We start from the raw sequence: 17,218 nt of genomic DNA, 5'->3' as shown, positions 1-17,218 counted from the left end.
TCCGGCCATGGCTCCGACGGCTCCGGTAGGCCGGGGAGTCAGCTGGACGGGCTCCGTGGTGACCGGAAACACGCCTCGTTGGGGCGCCCAGGAGCGTTCTGCTTCACGGGTGGTGTCGTGACGTGTCACGGCGGCCATGGTGATCCCGAGACCGGCGATGGCGACGACGCTGGTGACACCTGCCACGGCGAGACCCGTACGGGCCCGCCGGTGCCGCGGTGAGGGGGAAAAGTCCGACAATGCCGTAATTCTTCCGTGATTGTTCCGCGTCTATTTCGTTATCGCCACCAGTGTGGGTCCCCGCAGCCGCATGACGACCGCGTTTCCCGAAATAAGGTGGTGGGGTGCTGGTCGCCGCCGCTGTATGTCCCCATCCCCCGCTCATCCTGCCGGAGCTCGCCGGAGCCGCCGCCTTCGAGCTCGACGATCTTCGCGCGGCATGTGACTCCGCCATCAGGTCGCTGGTCGAGGCGCGGCCGGATCTCCTGGTGGTCGTCGGAGGCGCGGAGAAGTCCGCACGCCATCCGGCGGACGCCGCCGGGACCATGCGACCGTGGGGTGCGGATGTCCGCGTGGGCACGGGCGAACCCGTCCTCCCGCTGTCGTTGACCATCGGCCGCTGGCTCATCGAGCGAGCGCTTGCGGGCGCCCTGCCGGACCTTCGGTTCGAGGCGATCGCGGCCGACGCGTCTCCTGGTGAATGCGCGGCGCTCGGCCGGGAGATCGCTCGATCCGCCGACCGGGTCGCGCTGCTCGCCATGGGAGACGGGTCGGCCAGGCTCACCGAGAAATCCCCCGGATATCTGCACCCGCTGGCGGCGCCGTACAACCAGATGCTCGGCGACGCGATCGCCGGCGCCGAGGCCGGCTGGCTCTTGGAGATCGATCCGGCGGTGGCCGAGAAGTTGTGGGTGGGCGGCAGGGCCGCGTTCCAGACCCTGGCCGGCGCCGCGGAACCCGCCGCGGAACCCGCGAAGGGCATCCGCCGGGCGACACGCCGCCTCAGCGAGTCGCTCTACGACGCCGCGCCCTACGGTGTCGGCTACTTCGTCGCGCGATGGCTGGTCGAGGAGCGCGCGCGGTGAGGACGGGATGTATCAAATAGTAAGACGATACTTCTTGATATATGGGACACCCCACTAGGCTGGCCTTGTCAGCCGTAGGAGGTCACATGTCTGGATCGTCTGCCGTCTACACGCACGGCCACCACGAGTCGGTGCTCCGCTCGCATGCCTGGCGTACGGCCGCCAACTCGGCCGCGTACCTGCTGCCTCACCTGCGATCGGGCATGTCGCTGCTCGACGTCGGCTGCGGCCCCGGCACCATCACCGCCGATCTCGCCGAACTGGTCGCCCCGGGAGCGGTCACCGGCCTCGACCCCGACGGCGGCGTCATCGCCCAGGCCGCCGAGGCGGGAGCCGTACGGCACCTGGCGAACGTCACGTGGGAGGTCGGTGATGTCTACCACCTGGCCTATCCCGAGCGCTCGTTCGACGTCGTCCACGCGCACCAGGTGCTCCAGCATGTCGCCGACCCGGTGGGCGCGCTGACCGCGATGCGCCGCGTGTGCAGCCCGGGTGGGATCGTCGCCGCGCGCGACTCGGACTACGCGGCGTTCACCTGGTATCCCCAGGTGCCCGCCCTGGACGAATGGCTGGCCCTGTACCGCCGGGTGGCCCGCGCCAACGGCGGCGAACCCGACGCGGGGCGCCGCCTGCTGTCCTGGGCACGGCAGGCCGGATTCACCGAGGTGACCGCCGGCGGTTCGGTCTGGTGCTTCGCCACCCCCGGCGATCGCGCCTGGTGGAGCGGAATGTGGGCCAGCCGCGTCACCGACTCGGCCATCGCCGGCCAGGCGCTCGACTACGGGTACGCCACTCGGGCCGACCTGGAGAGGATGGCCGACGGCTGGCGGAAGTGGGGGGCGGCTGAGGACGGCTGGTTCGCCGTCCTGCACGGGGAGATCCTCTGCCGCGTCTGAGCCGGCTCGGCCCACGAGGTCAGGGGAGCCGTTTCGGGACGGGAACCCGCATGAGGTCGCGGGCCGCGACGATCTCCCCGCCGAACGCCTTGCCGGCCTCCTCCACGAAGCGAGGCTCGTCGGCGTGGGAATATCGCTCCGAGAAGTGTGTCAGGACGAGCCGCCGGACGCCGCAGGCCGCGGCGACCTGCCCGGCCTGGGCGGCTGTCAGATGGCCGTAGTCGGCGGCCAGCGTGGACTCCTCCGACAGGAACGTGGACTCGATCACCAGGAGGTCCACTCGGTCGGCGAGCGTGTACACGCCGTCGCAGAGGCGGGTGTCCATGACGAAGGCCGCGCTCTGGCCGGGGCGGGGCACGCTGCAGTCCTCCAGCGCGACCACGGAACCGTCCTCCACGATGACCGAGCCGTGCCGCTGCAGTTCGCCGATCAACGGGCCATGGACTCCCCGTTCGGCCAGTTCGCCCGGCAGCATCCGGCGCCCCCCGGGCTCGTCGACGCGGTAGCCGTACGACTCGATGGAGTGGGAGAGCGGGCGGGCGGTGAGCGTCACGGGTCCGGCGGGCCACTGGACGAGGTCGCCGGAGATCGGCCGCGGGCTGATCACATCGGTGTCGGCGAAGGCGGTGGCGTGCCGCAGCCGCTGCCAGTAGGCCTCGCCGCTCGCCGGGTACGCCGCCTGGACGGGGTGGCTCACCTTGTCGCGGGCGACGCGCTGCACCACGCCGGGCACGCCGAGACAGTGATCGCCATGGAAGTGGGTGACACAGATCCAGGTCAGGTCGTGCGCGCTCACCCCGGCATGCGCCATCTGCCGCTGGGTCCCCTCGCCCGGATCGAACAGGAAGCCCTCGCCATCCCAGCGCAGCAGGTAACCGTTGTGGTTCCGGTGGCGGGTCGGCACCGCGCTTGCCGTGCCCAGAACGACGAGCTCGCGTAGCACGGATGCCAACCTACCGCGAGGGCCGTTCGCGGAGCCGAGGCGGGACAATGGGGGAATGGTGGACACCGTCGCTTTTGGCAGCGTGCCGACGAAGCTGGGGGACGTGCTCGCGGCCGTCACGGAGGAGGGGGTCGCGGCCACCGCCTTCCAGGACGACCCGGCCGTCCGGGCGCGCATCGCATCCCGGCTCGGGCTTGCCGTCGCCGACGATCCGGTCCGTACGGCCGCCGCCCGCGCGGAGCTGGAGGCGTACTTCGACGGAGACCTCAAGGAGTTCGGCGTCGCGGTCGACTGGCGGCTCATGTCGCCGATCCAGCGACAGGTCCTCGGCACGCTGTTCACCACCGTGCCGTACGGACAAGTCGTGACTTATGGGGAGCTGGCGGCCAGGAGCGGGACCGGCGTCCCGGCTCGGGGCATCGGGTCGATCATGGGGAGCAACCCGATCCCGATCATTGTGCCGTGTCATCGGGTGGTCGCGGGCAACGGGCTCGGCGGGTTCAGCGGCGGCGAAGGCGTGGAGTCCAAGCGTTGGCTGCTCACCCTCGAAGGCCACCTTCCCCCCACGCTGGACTGGGACATGTGAAACCCGGGACATGTGAAACCCGGGACATGTGAACTCGGGCCTGTGAACTTCCGGGACACTTGAGGGTGTGGGGCAGCTACCAGTCATAGCCGTCGTGGGTGCCACGGCGGCCGGGAAGTCCGACCTGGCCGTCGAGCTGGCGCTGCGGCTCGGCGGCGAGGTCGTCAACACCGATTCCATGCAGCTCTATCGGGGGATGGACATCGGCACCGCCAAGCTGTCCCTCGACGAGCGACGGGGCGTGCCGCATCACCTGCTCGACATCTGGCCGGTGACCCGGACGGCCAGCGTCGCCGAATACCAGCGCCTGGCCCGGCCGCTGATCGAGGATCTCCGGGCCCGCGACCGGGTGCCGATCCTCACCGGCGGGTCCGGGCTCTACGTGCGGGCGGCCCTCGACGACCTGGAGTTTCCCGGCACGGACCCCGGCATCCGGGAGCGGCTGGAGAAGGAACTGGCCGAGACCGGCCCTGCCCCGCTGTACGAGCGGCTCCTGATCCGTGATCCGGTGGCCGCCGAGAAGATCCTGCCGAGCAACGGCCGCAGGATCGTGCGGGCACTGGAGGTCATCGAGCTGTCGGGGCGGCCGTTCTCCGCGACCATGCCGTCGTACGACGCCGTCTACGACAGCGTGCAGATCGGCGTCGAGGTGCCGAGGCCGCTGCTGGACGAGCGGATCGAGCTGCGGGTCGACCGCATGTGGGAGTCGGGGCTGGTCGACGAGGTCCGCGCGCTGGCCGCGGAGGGGCTGGCCGAGGGCAGGACGGCGAGCCGGGCGCTCGGGTACGCCCAGGTCCTCCGCTTCCTCGACGGCGAGTGGACCGAGGACCAGGCGCGAGAGGAGACCGTGCGGGCGACCCGCCGGTTCGCCAGGCGGCAGGAGTCGTGGTTCCGCCGCGACCCCCGCGTGGTGTGGATTCCGTTCGACGCCCCCGACCTGGCCGAACGGGCCCTCTCGGAGGTGAGCGCCTAGAATGCGGTGGCATGCGGTTCGTTAAGGGGCACGGCACCGAGAACGACTTCGTCATCCTGCCGGACGCCGACGCCCGGCTGGACCTGACGCCCGCCACCGTCGCGGCGCTGTGCGACCGGCGCGCGGGCATCGGCGGCGACGGCGTCCTGCGGGTCGTCCGCGCCAAGCTGTGCCCCGAGGTGGCAGACCAGTCCTCCGAGGCCGAGTGGTTCATGGACTACCGCAACGCCGACGGCAGCGTCGCGGAGATGTGCGGCAACGGCGTGCGGGTGTTCGCCCGCTACCTCGTCGATTCCGGGCTGGCCGCGCCCGGCGAGTTCGGCGTCGCGACCCGCGCCGGGATCAAGCGCGTACGGCTCGGCCCCACCGGCGACGTCACCGTGGACATGGGCAGGCCCCGCGTCCTGGGCGAGAGCCGTACGACCGTGAACGGACGGGAATATCACGGCCTCAACGTCAACATGGGCAACCCCCACCTGGCCTGCGTCATCGCGGACCCGGTCGCCGGGCTGGACCTGAGCCGGGAGCCGGAGTTCGATCGGGCGATCTTCCCCCAGGGCGTGAACATCGAGCTGATCAACCCGGTCGCGGACCACGCCGTCTCCATGCGCGTCCACGAGCGCGGCTCCGGAGAGACGCGGTCCTGCGGCACGGGAGCCGTCGCCACCGCCGTCGCCGCGGCGCACGCGATCGGCGAGTCCACCGGGACGTGGAGCGTCCGCGTGCTGGGCGGCACCGTGACAGTCACGCTCGACCAGGACACCAGTTACCTGTCCGGCCCCGCCGTGCTCGTGGCCTCGGGAGAGTATCCGCCCATGATTTAGGCAGGCCGTCGTCCAGGGCCCCGCGCTGTTTGGGACATGGTCGCTGAACTGGCAGACTTGCTGCCCATGGACGTGGACATCTGGGCCTGGGTCGCCGGCACCCAGCGGGAACTGCACGAAGCCGGCAACGCCGGCCTGGCGATGGCGCTGGGCGACGTGCCCGCGCAGGCGCTGGAAGGCCGGTACGCGCAGCTTGACGTCGTGGCGCCCGCCGTGGCCCAGCACGCGGAGACGCTCGGCCAGCCCTGGCTGGAGCTGTTCGCGCGCTACTGGCACGTGCTCGGCCGCGTCGGCGACCGGGCCAACGGCGCCGTCGCGCTGGAGGACGCCGCGGCGCTGGTGGAGTTCGCCGCGCGTGACGACGTCCGCGACTGCCCCTCCGCGCCCGCCGCGGTGGAGGCGCTGGCCATCACTCAGGCGAACACCGACGGCCCCGGCTACGCGGAGGCCCGGCTCGCCGCCGTGGGCGCCGCCCTCGACGGCGTCGGGCCCGAGTCGCTCGCGTTCTCCGGGCTGGTCACGCAGTACGTCGCCGCGCTCATCGACGCGGGCCAGGCGGGCGAGGCCGTCGCTTACGCCGAGGCCGCGGTCGAACGGCTGAGCGGAGCCGGCCGGGAGGCGAGCTGGGAGCTTGGCGCGGCCGCCGCCCGCGCGCTGCTCGCCGTGGGCCGCGCGGAAGACGCCCTGACCGCGCTGGACGCGGCGACCGGTTTCAAGCCGGACGACCCCGTCGCGAAGGGCCGCCGCGAGGCGCTGCTCAAGTCGCTCATCCTGGCCACCCTCGGCCGCACGGAAGAGGCCGTGGACGCGCTGCCCGACCTCGACATGGTCGGAGACCACCCCCGCGACTGGGTGGAGTGGGGCCGCGCGGTCGCCCTGCTGGCCGGGAGCGGCTCCATCGCCAACACCTGGCAGCTCGGCCGCATCCTGCGCCAGTGGATCACCTACTTCCAGACGATGGGCGGCCACCGCGCCCGGTTCGAGCTGGCGCTGACGGCGGGCCGCCTCGCCATCGCCCGGCAGGGCCTGTGGCAGGCCCGGCTGCTCGCCGACGAGGCGGAAGCCGTTCTGGCCGACCTGAAGAACACCGACGGCCTTCCCGAGCGGATCGCCGAGCTGCGCGCCGCCGCGGACCGGGCTCCCGAGCTGCCGCCGCCCGGCCCGCAGGAGGAGCTGGTCGCCTACTTTGAGGCCGCCGACGGCCGCACGGCCGATCCCGAGCGCTGGGTCGGCTGGCTGTGGCCGCTGTCCGGCACGGACCTGGAGGCCACCCGCCGCCACACCACCACGCTGGGCTTCCTCGGCTACGCCGCCGCCGGCGCCGACATCTACTGGACCATGGTGGACGGCGACCCGGCCGCCGCGGACCCGGAGGACATCGCCTACCTGACGGGCCTGCTCATCGACGCCGGGCAGGACGAGCGGGTCGAGCGGCTCGCGGAACGCCTGCCGGAGAGCCAGTCCCACCTCGCCCTCGCCCGCCTCTACCGGGCCCGCGAGCGCTGGGAGGAGACCGCGGCCGAGGCCGAGCTGGCCGTGGCGGCGGGCGCCCTGGTGGAGGGCAGCCGTCTGTGGTCCGGCGCGGTTCAGCAGCTCGGTGACAACGCCAAGGCCGCCGACATCCTGCGCCCCCTGCTCGAGCTGGAGGATCGCGAGGAGGAAGACGTCTGGCGGTTGATCGTCCTGGCGACCGCCGCCGAGGACTGGGCGACCGTCCGGGCCGCCGCCGCGACGCTCGGCATGCCGCTCCAGTCCGAGGAGGGGCCCATTGAGGAGGAATGGCACCTCATCCGCGCCATCCTCCCGGCTCCGGACGGCAGCCGGCGCGAGGTGCTGGCCGTACGGACCGGTCCGGCGACCGCCCGCCTCGCCATCCCGCAGCCGCGCGGCATGGAGTACAACGCCGGCGACGTGGTCGTGGTGGACCCCCGGCCGCTGGAGCCGATCCCCGAGGACGGGCAGGAGCGCGAGAGCTTCGTCATCCCGTTCGCCGGGGTGTCGATGCTGCGGCCCGGCGGCTACACGAGCTGGTTCTTCGACGGGGCCGCCCCCTCGGAGGAGGAGTGGGCCGAGTTCAACGAGCTGCTGGCCGAGCGCGGCTGGCCGATGTGGGTCTACAGCGACGAGGGCTACCACGTCACCCATCCGGCCACCGGGGAGCGCCTGCCGGGCGTGTTCGGCTGGATCGCCGTGCCGCCGACCGTGACCCCGGCCGAGCTCGACGCGGTGCTCGACGACGCCACGGAGCAGTGGGTCCACCCGCTGTCCTGGCTCGACCTGGCCCGCGAGGTCGGGGTCGAGACGGAGCGGCACGAGCGGATCGTCAAGGAGTACGGCCTCTGATTCACCGCCAGGACGGAGCGGTCTAGAATCACGTTCGGCTTAGGAGGTCGGCGTGGTGCTGGAGCGGTTCAGGTTGGATGGCAGGGTGGCCATCGTCACGGGGGCGTCGTCGGGGCTCGGCGTCGCCTTCGCCCGAGGGCTCGCCGAGGCGGGCGCCGACATCGCGATCGGCGCCCGTCGTAAGGACAGGCTGGAGGAGACCCGGCGGCTGGTCGAGGAGACCGGGCGCCGGTGTCTCGCCGTCGCGACGGACGTCACCGTCCCGGAGGAGTGTCAGGCCCTCGTCGACGCCACCGTCGCCGAGTTCGGTCAGGTGGACATCCTGATCAACAACGCCGGGGTCGGCACGGCCGTACCGGCTCTGCGGGAGACGCCCGAGCAGTTCCGCCAGGTGGTCGACATCAACCTGCACGGGACCTACTGGATGGCGCAGGCGTGCGCGCGGGTCATGCGGCCGGGGTCCTCGATCGTGAACGTCGGGAGCGTGCTCGGGGAGACGACCGCCGGCCTGCCGCAGGCGGCGTACAGCGCGTCCAAGGCCGCCGTCACCGGGCTCACCCGCGACCTCGCCCAGCAGTGGACCCCGCGCCTGGGCATCCGGGTCAACTGCCTGGAGCCCGGGTTCTTCGGCTCCGAGATGACGGAGCAGTACCCCGACGGCTACCTCGACCGGATGGGCGAGCAGCGCGTCCTGATGAGGCGGCCGGGAGATCCCGCCGAACTGGTCGCCGCCGCCGTCTTCCTCGCCTCGGACGCGGGCTCGTACGTCACCGGAGTGGTCCTTCCGGTCGACGGGGGCATCCTGGTCACCTGAAGATCACAATATGGCGCTGTGGCTCCCCAGGTGATCTGGCATTCTGGTCGCGGCCCGCACTGGTCGCGACCAGACGGGCACCCTCTGTAGTCGATCCGTGGAATACTCGGCCGGTGGGAGGTCACATGATGAGGGTCCGTCTCCTCGCCGGAGTGCTCACCGCCGCGCTGACCCTGACCGCCTGCGGCGGAGGGGGCGCGGCCGAGCCGGACGCGGCCCCCGCCGGGACGGTACGGCTCGCTCTCAACCGGTGGGTCGGGTACGAGGCCGGCGCCGCCGTGGTGGCCTACCTCCTCAAGCACGAGCTCGGCTACACGGTCGAACTGGTGAAGAGCGACGAGGCCGACGCCTGGAAGGGCTTCGAGACCGGGACCGTCGACGTGGTCATCGAGAACTGGGCGCACCCCGAGCTCAAGAAGGAGTACATCGAGCAGAAGAAGGTCGCCGTCACGGCGGGGGAGACCGGGAACAAGGGTGTCATCGGGTGGTACGTCCCCGAGTGGATGGCGCAGAAGTACCCCGACATCACGGATTATCGGAACCTGGCGAAGTATCGCGGCGTGTTCAGGACCGGCAAGAGCGGCGACCTGGGCCAGTTCCTGGCGGGTGACCCGTCGTTCGTGACCAACGACGAGGCGCTGATCAAGAACCTCGGCCTGCCGTACAAGGTGGTCTACTCGGGCAGCGAGGACGCGCTGATCGCCGAGGCGCGGAGGGCCACCGAGGAGCGCACGCCGCTGCTCATGTACTTCTACGAGCCCCAGTGGCTGTTCAACCAGCTCAAGCTAGTCAAGATCAACCTTCCGCCGTACGCCATCGGGTGTGACGCCGACCCGAAGAAGATCGCCTGCGACTACCCGCCCTACCTGCTGGACAAGATCGTCAGCCGGAGGTTCGCGAGCATCGGAGGCAAGGCGTACGAGCTGGTGAAGAACTTCGTGTGGACCAACGACGACCAGAACGCCGTGGCGTACGACATCGCCGTGAACAAGCTGCCCGCTGAGGCGGCGGCGCAGAAGTGGGCCGAGACCAACAAGATCGTCTGGCAGGACTGGATTCCGAGCTAGAAGATCCCGCTCTACCCGTTTTGCGAATTTGTTGCCATCCCTTGGGAATTGCTATACCTAGGAGCGATACCTAAGGGGTGGCATTTGGGCGGCGGGCGTGGATCGCGGCTGTTTGTCGGCGTCTCGGTGACGGTGGCCGTATTAGCCGGATGTGGTCCGGCGGGGGACCTCCGCATCGACAAGCCGGGACAGGCCGGAAGCGACAAGGGGGGCGACGGCAGCGGCCGGGGCGCCAACCCGCTGGACAATCCCGAGGGGACCAAGCCGGGGCTCGCGCCGATCACGTCGGACAAGGACCGGGCCGCGGCCCGGAAGCTGATCGACAAGGTGCCGACGAAGGGCCGCGGCCCGAAGACCGGCTACGACCGCGACGAGTTCGGCTATGCCTGGGCCGACAACGCCGACGGCATCCCGTTGGCCCACAACGGCTGCGACACCCGCAACGACCTGCTCAAACGGGACGGCGTGGAGGTCAAGTTCCGGAGCGGCTCCGACTGCGTCGTGGTCTCCATGACGCTGTACGACCCGTACACCGGCAAGACGATCGAGTGGCGCAAGCAGGACGCGGCCGAGGTCCAGATCGACCACGTGATGCCGCTGTCCTACGACTGGCAGATGGGCGCGTCCCGCTGGAGCGACGGTAAGCGCAAGCAGATCGCCAACGACCCGCTTAACCTGCTTCCGGTGGACGGCTCGACCAACTCCTCCAAGGGCGACTCCGGCCCCGCGTCGTGGCTGCCGCCAGTCAAGGGCATCCGCTGCTCCTACGCCGTCCGGTTCGCCCAGGTCGCCCTCAAATATGACCTTCCGGTGACCACGGCCGACAAGGCGGCGATGCTGGAGCAGTGCTAGACGGCCCGGCTCCGGCCGATGAACAAGCCGGAGCCGGCCCCTGCGGCCCGCCTAGGAGGAGGGTGCCTCGCGGTCCGCGGTCCGCGGTCCGCGGTCAGAGGTCAGAGGCAGCCGGCAGCCGGGTCGTCCACCGGGGGAGCGTTGTCGTCGACCGACACCTCAAGCTGGGCCGTGGACGCGACCAGGCTGCCGACCGGCGACTTGGCCTCCTTCTCGTCGACCACGACGCCCCGCTCACCGAGCAGTTCGTAGGTCTTCGGGTCGAAGATGATGTCCTCCCGGATGCCGGCTGACACCCGTCCGACGCCGATGCCCGTGCGACCGGCGGCGTCCTCGGCGTTCTCGCTCACCGTGACACCGGGGATCGTGGCGGCCGCCTTGAAGAGGGCGGCACGCTGGGCGGCCGGCATGTAGGTCTCCCTCAGCAGGTCGCCCACGGCCGTCCACGCGCCCACGTGAGGCGGGTTCTCGCCGCCGTCCCTGGCGTACAGGTAGGCCCGCATGCCGTCCACGTCGGCAGGGAGCTTCTTGAGCTCGGTGTAGGCGGTGTCCGGCACCGTGGGGCAGGCCGGAAGCCTGTTCCACTCGGTGCCGGTCTGCTTGTGGGCCTCCGGCGGGATCGGCCAGCCCGGGTACGCGCGCGGCTCCAGGTAGTCGATCTTGAGGGAGCCGTCCTTCTTCCCGTCGGCCGAGAGCCAGATCGTCCGCTTGGTCCGGTAGAGGTAGCGGGTCCCCTCGCTCGTCTGACCCATGTCGGTGTTGACGGCCCCGCCCCCGAACGCGCCGTACATCGTCTGCGAGCTGACCTTGATGAACTGGTCGTCGCGTGGGGTGAGATCGGTGACCGCCCGCGCGGCCCTGCCGAGCACCTCCTCAGCGGACATCTTCGAGATCTTCGGCAGCGCGACGACGGCCGAGCCGGAGCCGCCCGTGCCCAGAGTGCCCGTGCCCTGAGTGCCCGTGCTCTGGCTGCCCGCGCCGTTCGTGCCGGTGTGCTGGGCCGGGGCCAGCACACCGACCGCGACGACGCTCGCCGCGGCGACCGTCGCCACGCCCGCGAAGGCGATGCCGTACGGCCTGCGCTTCGGTGAGGCGGTGGTCAGCCTGCGCCTGGCGTCCATCTTGGCCGTCATGGAGTAGGGCCCGGCCTCCGGCCGGGCCTGGGCGATCATCTCGATTTCGTCGCTCATGGGGTGGTCTCCTCGGGGAGATGGCGGCGGAGTTTCGCGCGAATGCGGTGCAGCCGGGAGCGGACCGTCCCGACGGGGATCTTCAGGGCTTCGGCGGCCTGCTCATAGGTGAGATCGGCCCAGGCGACGAGCAGCAGCAGGTCGCGCTCGGACGCCGACAGCCGCGCGAGCGCGGCCGCCAGCGCCGGACGCAGGGCGGCCGCGCTGGCCCGCTCGGCGTTGCGCTCCTCCTCGTGGAGGTCGCCGTCGTGCGGTGCCCGGGCCAGCGCCTTCAGCCTGCGAACCTCCGACCTGCGATGGCCGGAGATCAGGTTGCCGGCGATGCCGTACAGCCACGGCCGGGCGTCGGGCCTGCTCAGGTCGTACCGGTGCCGCTTGCGAAACGCGACGAGGAACGTCTCGGCGGTCACGTCGTCGGCGTGGCCCTGGTTGTTGGCGGAGTCCGCGCCGAGCCGGCGGCTCGCGTAGCCGTGGATCTCGTCGGCATGCCGGTCGAAGACCCCGGCGAACTGGTCCGGGTCGGTCAGCGACGCGCGGATCAGACCCGCGTCGCTGGGCTCCGCCGCGCTGGCCGCCGGCTGGGCAGAGGCCGGATCGCCGGGTATCGCGAGCCCTCGGGTTCGCGGAACGACGAGCCGGTCCCAGGGCTGCGTGTCCTGTTCGGTGGCCGCCGTCCTCACCACCCGTTATGTCCGTTCATAGGGGTAATCCTCTCTTCGTCTCACCCCTACTCCGCCGGACAGGCTCAGGCGGTTCCCTCCCGCAGGATGAATCCCCAGGGGCCCGTCAGCTGCGGGCGCCGCGGACCTGCAGGGAGGCGAGCAGCGTCGTGCTGGCCTCGGTTATCGCCTCCACGGCGCGCTCGAACGCCTCCGCGTTGTGCGACGCGGGGGCGCGGAAACCGGAGATCTTCCGGACGTACTGCAGGGCCGCCGCGTGGATGTCCTCCTCCGTGACCTCGTCGGTGAAGGGGGGCCGCAACGTCTTGATGCTTCGACACATACGGCCATCTTCCCCGGCGAGGCCCCCTCCGCGGAACTCAGGAGCCGAAGACCGCAGCACCGAAGTCGTCGGCCACCTTCCGCAGCGCCCCCGCCAGCTCGTCGCGGTCGATCGCGTCGATGCGCTCGGCGGGGCCGGACACCGACATCGCGGCGAAGGCGCGCCCCCCGTCCAGGACCGGCACGGCCATGCAGTGCACGCCGTTCTCCTCCTCGCCCAGGTCCAGCGCGTACCCCTGCGTGCGGACCCGCCCCAGCTCCTCCAGCATCGCGCGGACCGTGGTGATCGTCTGGTCCGTACGGCGGGGCAGCCCGGTCCGTTCGAACACCGCCGCCGCGTCTCCGCGCTCGGCCAGCAGCACCTTGCCGACGGCCGTGCTGTGGGGGAGCACCCGCCGGCCCACCTCGGCGAACATCCGCAGGCGGCGCGGCGACGGCACCTGGGCCACGTAGACGACGAAGTCGCCTTCCAGCACCGCCAGGTTGGCCGTCTCGCCGGACAGCTCGACCAGCTTGGCGAGGTACGGCTCGGCCCACACGGCGACCATGCGCTCGGCCGCGCCCCCGAGCCGGACCAGCGCCCCGCCCAGGGCGTACCGCCGGTCGGACTCCTGCCGGACGTACCCCCGCGCGAGCAGCGTCTGGAGCAGCCGGTGGATCGTCCCGTACGGCAGGCCGGTCCTGGCGGCGAGCTCCGACACTCCGGCCTGGCCGCCCTGCTCCGCGAGGGCCTCCAGCACGTCGAGCGCCCGGTCGACGCTCTGCACGCTCACAGCCCTCCCCTCCCGCGCAGGGAGGCGTCGAGCACCTCGGCGGTGTGCGCGACCCTGATCTCGCCCTTGCCGGTCCGCCGCAGGGACGCCGCGATCTGCATGGTGCATCCCGGGTTGGCGGACACGAGCAGGTCGGCGCCGGTGGCGAGGACCCGCTCCGCCTTGCGGTCGCCCAGATCCCTGGCGGGCTCCGGCTGGAACAGGTTGTAGGTCCCGGCCGACCCGCAGCAGATGGCCGACTCCGCGATCTCCCGCAGCTCCAGCCCGGGGATCGCCCTGAGCAGTTCGCGGGGCTGGGAGCGCACCCCCTGGGCGTGGGCGAGATGGCAGGCGTCGTGGTAGGCCACGGACATCGGCAGCGGATGGCGCTCGGCGACCGGCCCCAGCTCGATCAGGAACTCCGCGAGGTCGCGGACCCGTAACGCCCCGGCCCGCTCGGGCCACCCGGGATCGTCCCGCAACACCTCGGCGTACTCCTTCATGCTCGACCCGCATCCGGCGGCGTTGACCACGACCGTGTCGACGCCGGCCCGCTCGAATGTCGCGATCGTCCGCTTGGCGAACTTCCTGGCCTCGGCCTCCCGGCCCGCGTGCAGCGACAGCGCGCCGCAGCAGCCCTGTCGCCGGGGGATGACCACGTCACAGCCCTCCAGCGCGAGCACGCGGGCCGTCGCGGCGTTGACCTGGGGGAAGAACTCGCCCTGCACGCAGCCCGTCAGCAGCCCCACCGTGGCCCTGCGCCGGCTCCTCGCCCTGACGACGGGCGGGAGCCTCACCGGGCGTGCGGGCGGGGGAGCCAGCTCGGCCATCGCGCCCAGCGAGGGGTTCACCCGCTCCAGGAACGGCTGGAGCCGCTTGCTCAGCGCCATCGGGAGGCGCATGGCGCGCAGCCTCCGCCGGTAGGGGAAGAGCGCGAAGACCAGGCCCCTGATCGCCCGGTCGTCGGGGGTCCGCACGTGCTCCTTCTCGACCACGGCCCTCGTCCGCTCGATCAGCCGGTCGTACTGGACCCCGGAGGGGCAGGCCGTCACGCAGGCCATGCAGCCGAGGCAGGCGTCGAAGTGGCCCGCCATCTCGCCGGTGACCGGCGTGCCCTCGACATGCTGCCCCATCAGATGGATCCGCCCGCGAGGTGAGTCCATCTCCTCGCCCCACAGGACGTACGTCGGGCACGTGGGCAGGCAGAAGCCGCAGTGCACGCAGTCCTTGATCAGCTCGGGGTCCATCAGATCCCTCCCACGAACCGGCCGGGGGACATCCGGCGATGGGGATCGAAGCGGGCCTTGACGCTGCGCATCAGACCCAGCGCGCCGGTGCCGCCCCAGAAGTCCATTTCCGAGGGCCCGGTCAGGACGACCAGCCGTCCGCCGTCAGGCCGGATCTCGTCCCGCACCGCGGAGACGAAGGAGGCCACCTTCCCGGGATCCGACTCCGGGGGAAGCGTCACGTGCAGGTCGGCCGTGCCGGCCGAGCCGCGGACGTGCGGCGTGAGGTTCAGGCAGGCGGCGTGCGCGGCGACCGTGTGCAGCGTCCCCGCGAGCGCGGCGGGCAGCACCCGCAGGGCCAGCAGGAGGTCGTCGCCGGGAAGGCGTCCCCACCACGCGGGCGGCTCCTCGCCGATGTGGGCGTCCCCGCCCATCAGGTCCTGTACGGCTTTCGCCCGCTCGGCCGCCGCCACGCCCTCGACCAGAGTGGACAGGACGACGGGGCCGTGCGGATCGGGCCGGTCGAGCTCGATCGCGGCCGGTTCGAGCGGAGACGCGGCCAGCGTCCCCACCAGGCCGAGATCGGCCGACGAGGTCGTCACCCACCGGCTGTCGGCGGGCAGCGGGTGGAGGCGGAACGTGGCCTCCGCGATGACGCCCAGCGTGCCGTACGAGCCGGTGAACAGCTTGCCCAGGTCGTAGCCCGCGACGTTCTTGACCACCTTGCCGCCCGCCTTGGCGATCGTGCCGTCGGCCAGCACGACGGTGATGCCGATGAGCAGGTCTCGGGCCGTGCCGTACCGGAACCTGAGAGGCCCGGCGACGCCGGTGGCGAGCGTCCCGCCCACCGTGGCGCCCTCGCCCGGTGAGTCGAGGGCGAGCCGCTGCCCGGCGGCGGCCAGCGTCCCGGCCAGCGCGTCGAGGGTCACCCCCGCCTGGACCTTGACGACGAGATCGCCGGCGGCGTGTTCCAGCACCTCGTTGAGGCAGCAGGTGTCGATCAGGAGGTCGCAGCGTTCGGGCGGCGGCCCCCAGTGCAGCGTGGTCCCGCCGCCGGCGGGGACCACGGCGAGGTCGTTCTCGGCGGCGACGCGGAGCACCGCCGCGATCTCCTCCGTCGTCTCCGGCAGCGCCACCCAGCGCGGCCGGACGCCCGCCACCGCGTCGCCCTCGTCCGCCGCGCGGACCGTCACGCCCGAAACGATCATCAGAACTGCTCCGCCAGGCCGGACTCCACCAGCGGGTGGACGCCCTTGCGCACCCCCGGTACCTCGCCGCACAGCCTCGGCGTGGGGAAGACCTTGCCGGGGTTGGACAGGCCCTTCGGGTCGAAGGCGCACCGCACGAGTTGCATGGTGTCGAGGTCCTCCTCGCTGAACATTCGCGGCATATAGCGGGATTTATCCACACCTACGCCATGTTCACCAGTGATCGAGCCGCCATGGTCGATGCACAGGTCGAGGATGCGCCCGCTGACGACCTCGGCGCGTTCGCCCTGGCCGGGCACGGCGTCGTCGAACAGGACCAGCGGATGGAGGTTGCCGTCGCCGGCGTGGAAGACGTTGGCCACCCGGATGCCGAACTCCTCCTGGAGCCGGTCGATCCCGGCCAGCACCTCGGGTAGGGCCGTGCGGGGGACCACGCCGTCCTGCACGATGTAGGCGGGGCTGATCCGGCCCACGGCGGCGAACGCCGACTTGCGGCCCTTCCAGATCGCGATCCGCTCCTCGGCGGAGGCGGCCACCCGGATCTCGAATGCGCCGCTCTCGCGGCAGATCCTCTCCACGGCCGCGAACTGGTGCTCCACCTCGGCGTGCGGCCCGTCCAGCTCCACGATGAGCACGGCTCCCGCCCCGGCGGGGTAGCCGCAGCGGACCGCCGCCTCCGCCGCCTCGATGGCGAGGGCGTCCATCATCTCGACGGCGGCGGGGACGACGCCCGCCGCGATGATCGCCGACACGGCCTGGCCGCCGCCCTCGATGCTGGAGAAGGCCGCCAGCAGGGTCGTGACCGACTCCGGCAGCGGCGACAGCCGTACGGTGACCTTGGTGGCGATGCCGAGCGTGCCCTCCGAGCCGATGAACGCGCCGAGCAGGTCGTAGCCGGGATCTCGGTCGGAGAGCTCGACGATCTCCCCGTCCGGCGTGACCAGCTCGATCCCGAGGACGTGGTTGACCGTGAAGCCGTACTTCAGGCAGTGCGCGCCGCCCGAGTTCTCCGCGACGTTGCCGCCGATCGAGCAGATCTGCTGGCTGGACGGGTCGGGGGCGTAGTAGTAGCCCTGGTCTCTGACGGCCTCGGTGATCGCCAGGTTGGTCACTCCCGGCTCCACGACGGCCCGCCGGTTCGGGATGTCGATCTCCAGAATGCGGCGCATGCGGGAGGTGACGATGAGCACGCCGTCGGCCCGGGGGAGGGCGCCGCCGGACAGCCCCGTCCCCGACCCTCGTGCGACGAACGGCACGCCGAACTCGTCGCACAGCCGTACGACGGCCGCGACCTGCTCGGCCGTCTCCGGAAGCACGACCACCCCGGGAGTGGCCCGGTGATAGGTCAGCCCGTCGCACTCGTACGTCCGCAACCGCACCGGATCCGTGATCACCGCCTCAGGCGCGATGATCGATTCGAGTCCGGCCACCAGATCTGGAAGCCCGCTCATGGATTTC

17 protein-coding genes are annotated in these 17,218 nt (G+C 71.6%); 9 read left to right on the top strand and 8 right to left on the bottom strand.

Annotation, left to right across the window (positions count from 1 at the left end):
• Positions 1-344: 344 nt before the first annotated feature.
• Positions 345-1,085 carry a class III extradiol dioxygenase subunit B-like domain-containing protein gene (locus ABH927_RS07805; protein ID WP_370019423.1) on the top strand — a complete coding sequence of 247 codons (741 nt, stop codon included), beginning with the start codon at positions 345-347 and terminating at the stop codon, positions 1,083-1,085.
• Positions 1,086-1,171: 86 nt separating this feature from the next.
• Entirely contained in the window at positions 1,172-1,981 is an 810-nt protein-coding gene (locus tag ABH927_RS07800) for a methyltransferase domain-containing protein (RefSeq protein WP_370019422.1), read from the top strand.
• A gap of 19 nt (positions 1,982-2,000) precedes the next feature.
• On the opposite strand, the gene ABH927_RS07795 is transcribed toward ABH927_RS07800, so the two are convergent.
• On the bottom strand, positions 2,001-2,924 hold the full coding sequence (locus ABH927_RS07795) for a ribonuclease Z (RefSeq protein WP_370019420.1): 924 nt from the start codon (positions 2,922-2,924) through the stop codon (positions 2,001-2,003).
• A gap of 55 nt (positions 2,925-2,979) precedes the next feature.
• Between ABH927_RS07795 and ABH927_RS07790 the strand changes: the two genes are divergently transcribed.
• The 7 genes from ABH927_RS07790 to ABH927_RS07760 all read left to right on the top strand — a co-directional run bounded on the left by ABH927_RS07790 (position 2,980) and on the right by ABH927_RS07760 (position 10,383).
• Positions 2,980-3,510 (top strand): methylated-DNA--[protein]-cysteine S-methyltransferase, encoded by a 531-nt coding sequence (locus ABH927_RS07790; RefSeq protein WP_370019418.1) that lies wholly within the window; start codon positions 2,980-2,982, stop codon positions 3,508-3,510.
• A 67-nt stretch (positions 3,511-3,577) separates the two neighbouring features.
• A complete protein-coding gene (gene miaA, locus ABH927_RS07785; protein ID WP_370019416.1) occupies positions 3,578-4,483 on the top strand; it encodes a tRNA (adenosine(37)-N6)-dimethylallyltransferase MiaA in 906 nt (301 codons plus the stop codon).
• An 11-nt stretch (positions 4,484-4,494) separates the two neighbouring features.
• Entirely contained in the window at positions 4,495-5,307 is an 813-nt protein-coding gene (gene dapF / locus ABH927_RS07780; protein ID WP_370019414.1) for a diaminopimelate epimerase, read from the top strand.
• A gap of 66 nt (positions 5,308-5,373) precedes the next feature.
• A complete protein-coding gene (locus ABH927_RS07775; RefSeq protein ID WP_370019412.1) occupies positions 5,374-7,650 on the top strand; it encodes a tetratricopeptide repeat protein in 2,277 nt (758 codons plus the stop codon).
• Between the two features lie 52 nt (positions 7,651-7,702).
• Complete coding sequence (locus ABH927_RS07770) at positions 7,703-8,464, top strand: SDR family NAD(P)-dependent oxidoreductase (protein WP_370019410.1); 762 nt, start codon at positions 7,703-7,705, stop codon at positions 8,462-8,464.
• 125 nt (positions 8,465-8,589) lie between these two features.
• A complete protein-coding gene (locus ABH927_RS07765) occupies positions 8,590-9,531 on the top strand; it encodes an ABC transporter substrate-binding protein (protein WP_370019409.1) in 942 nt (313 codons plus the stop codon).
• 84 nt (positions 9,532-9,615) lie between these two features.
• Positions 9,616-10,383: an HNH endonuclease family protein gene (locus ABH927_RS07760; protein ID WP_370019408.1), complete on the top strand. Its 768-nt coding sequence runs from the start codon at positions 9,616-9,618 to the stop codon at positions 10,381-10,383.
• A 101-nt stretch (positions 10,384-10,484) separates the two neighbouring features.
• Here the strand turns inward: ABH927_RS07760 and ABH927_RS07755 are convergent, their stop codons facing one another.
• The 7 genes from ABH927_RS07755 to ABH927_RS07725 all read right to left on the bottom strand — a co-directional run bounded on the left by ABH927_RS07755 (position 10,485) and on the right by ABH927_RS07725 (position 17,211).
• A complete protein-coding gene (locus ABH927_RS07755) occupies positions 10,485-11,573 on the bottom strand; it encodes a CU044_5270 family protein (RefSeq protein WP_370019406.1) in 1,089 nt (362 codons plus the stop codon).
• Entirely contained in the window at positions 11,570-12,256 is a 687-nt protein-coding gene (locus ABH927_RS07750; RefSeq protein WP_370019404.1) for an RNA polymerase sigma factor, read from the bottom strand. The genes ABH927_RS07755 and ABH927_RS07750 overlap by 4 nt, the downstream gene beginning before the upstream one ends.
• A 103-nt stretch (positions 12,257-12,359) precedes the next feature.
• Positions 12,360-12,575, bottom strand: a complete 216-nt coding sequence (locus ABH927_RS07745; protein ID WP_261585910.1) for a DUF2277 domain-containing protein — start codon at positions 12,573-12,575, stop codon at positions 12,360-12,362.
• Between the two features lie 37 nt (positions 12,576-12,612).
• Entirely contained in the window at positions 12,613-13,347 is a 735-nt protein-coding gene (locus tag ABH927_RS07740; RefSeq protein WP_370019402.1) for an IclR family transcriptional regulator, read from the bottom strand.
• Positions 13,344-14,573, bottom strand: a complete 1,230-nt coding sequence (locus ABH927_RS07735) for a (Fe-S)-binding protein (RefSeq protein ID WP_370019400.1) — start codon at positions 14,571-14,573, stop codon at positions 13,344-13,346. The genes ABH927_RS07740 and ABH927_RS07735 overlap by 4 nt, the downstream gene beginning before the upstream one ends.
• Positions 14,573-15,760: an FAD-binding oxidoreductase gene (locus ABH927_RS07730; RefSeq protein ID WP_370019398.1), complete on the bottom strand. Its 1,188-nt coding sequence runs from the start codon at positions 15,758-15,760 to the stop codon at positions 14,573-14,575. The genes ABH927_RS07735 and ABH927_RS07730 overlap by 1 nt, the downstream gene beginning before the upstream one ends.
• Complete coding sequence (locus ABH927_RS07725) at positions 15,760-17,211, bottom strand: FAD-binding oxidoreductase (protein WP_370019396.1); 1,452 nt, start codon at positions 17,209-17,211, stop codon at positions 15,760-15,762. The genes ABH927_RS07730 and ABH927_RS07725 overlap by 1 nt, the downstream gene beginning before the upstream one ends.
• Positions 17,212-17,218 lie beyond the last annotated feature (7 nt).

It is taken from the genome of Planotetraspora sp. GP83, from assembly GCF_041262585.1.
Classification (GTDB): domain Bacteria; phylum Actinomycetota; class Actinomycetes; order Streptosporangiales; family Streptosporangiaceae; genus JAOEGB01.
The sequence above is the reverse complement of the archived record's forward strand: the minus strand, read 5'-3'. Positions and strand labels throughout refer to the sequence as shown.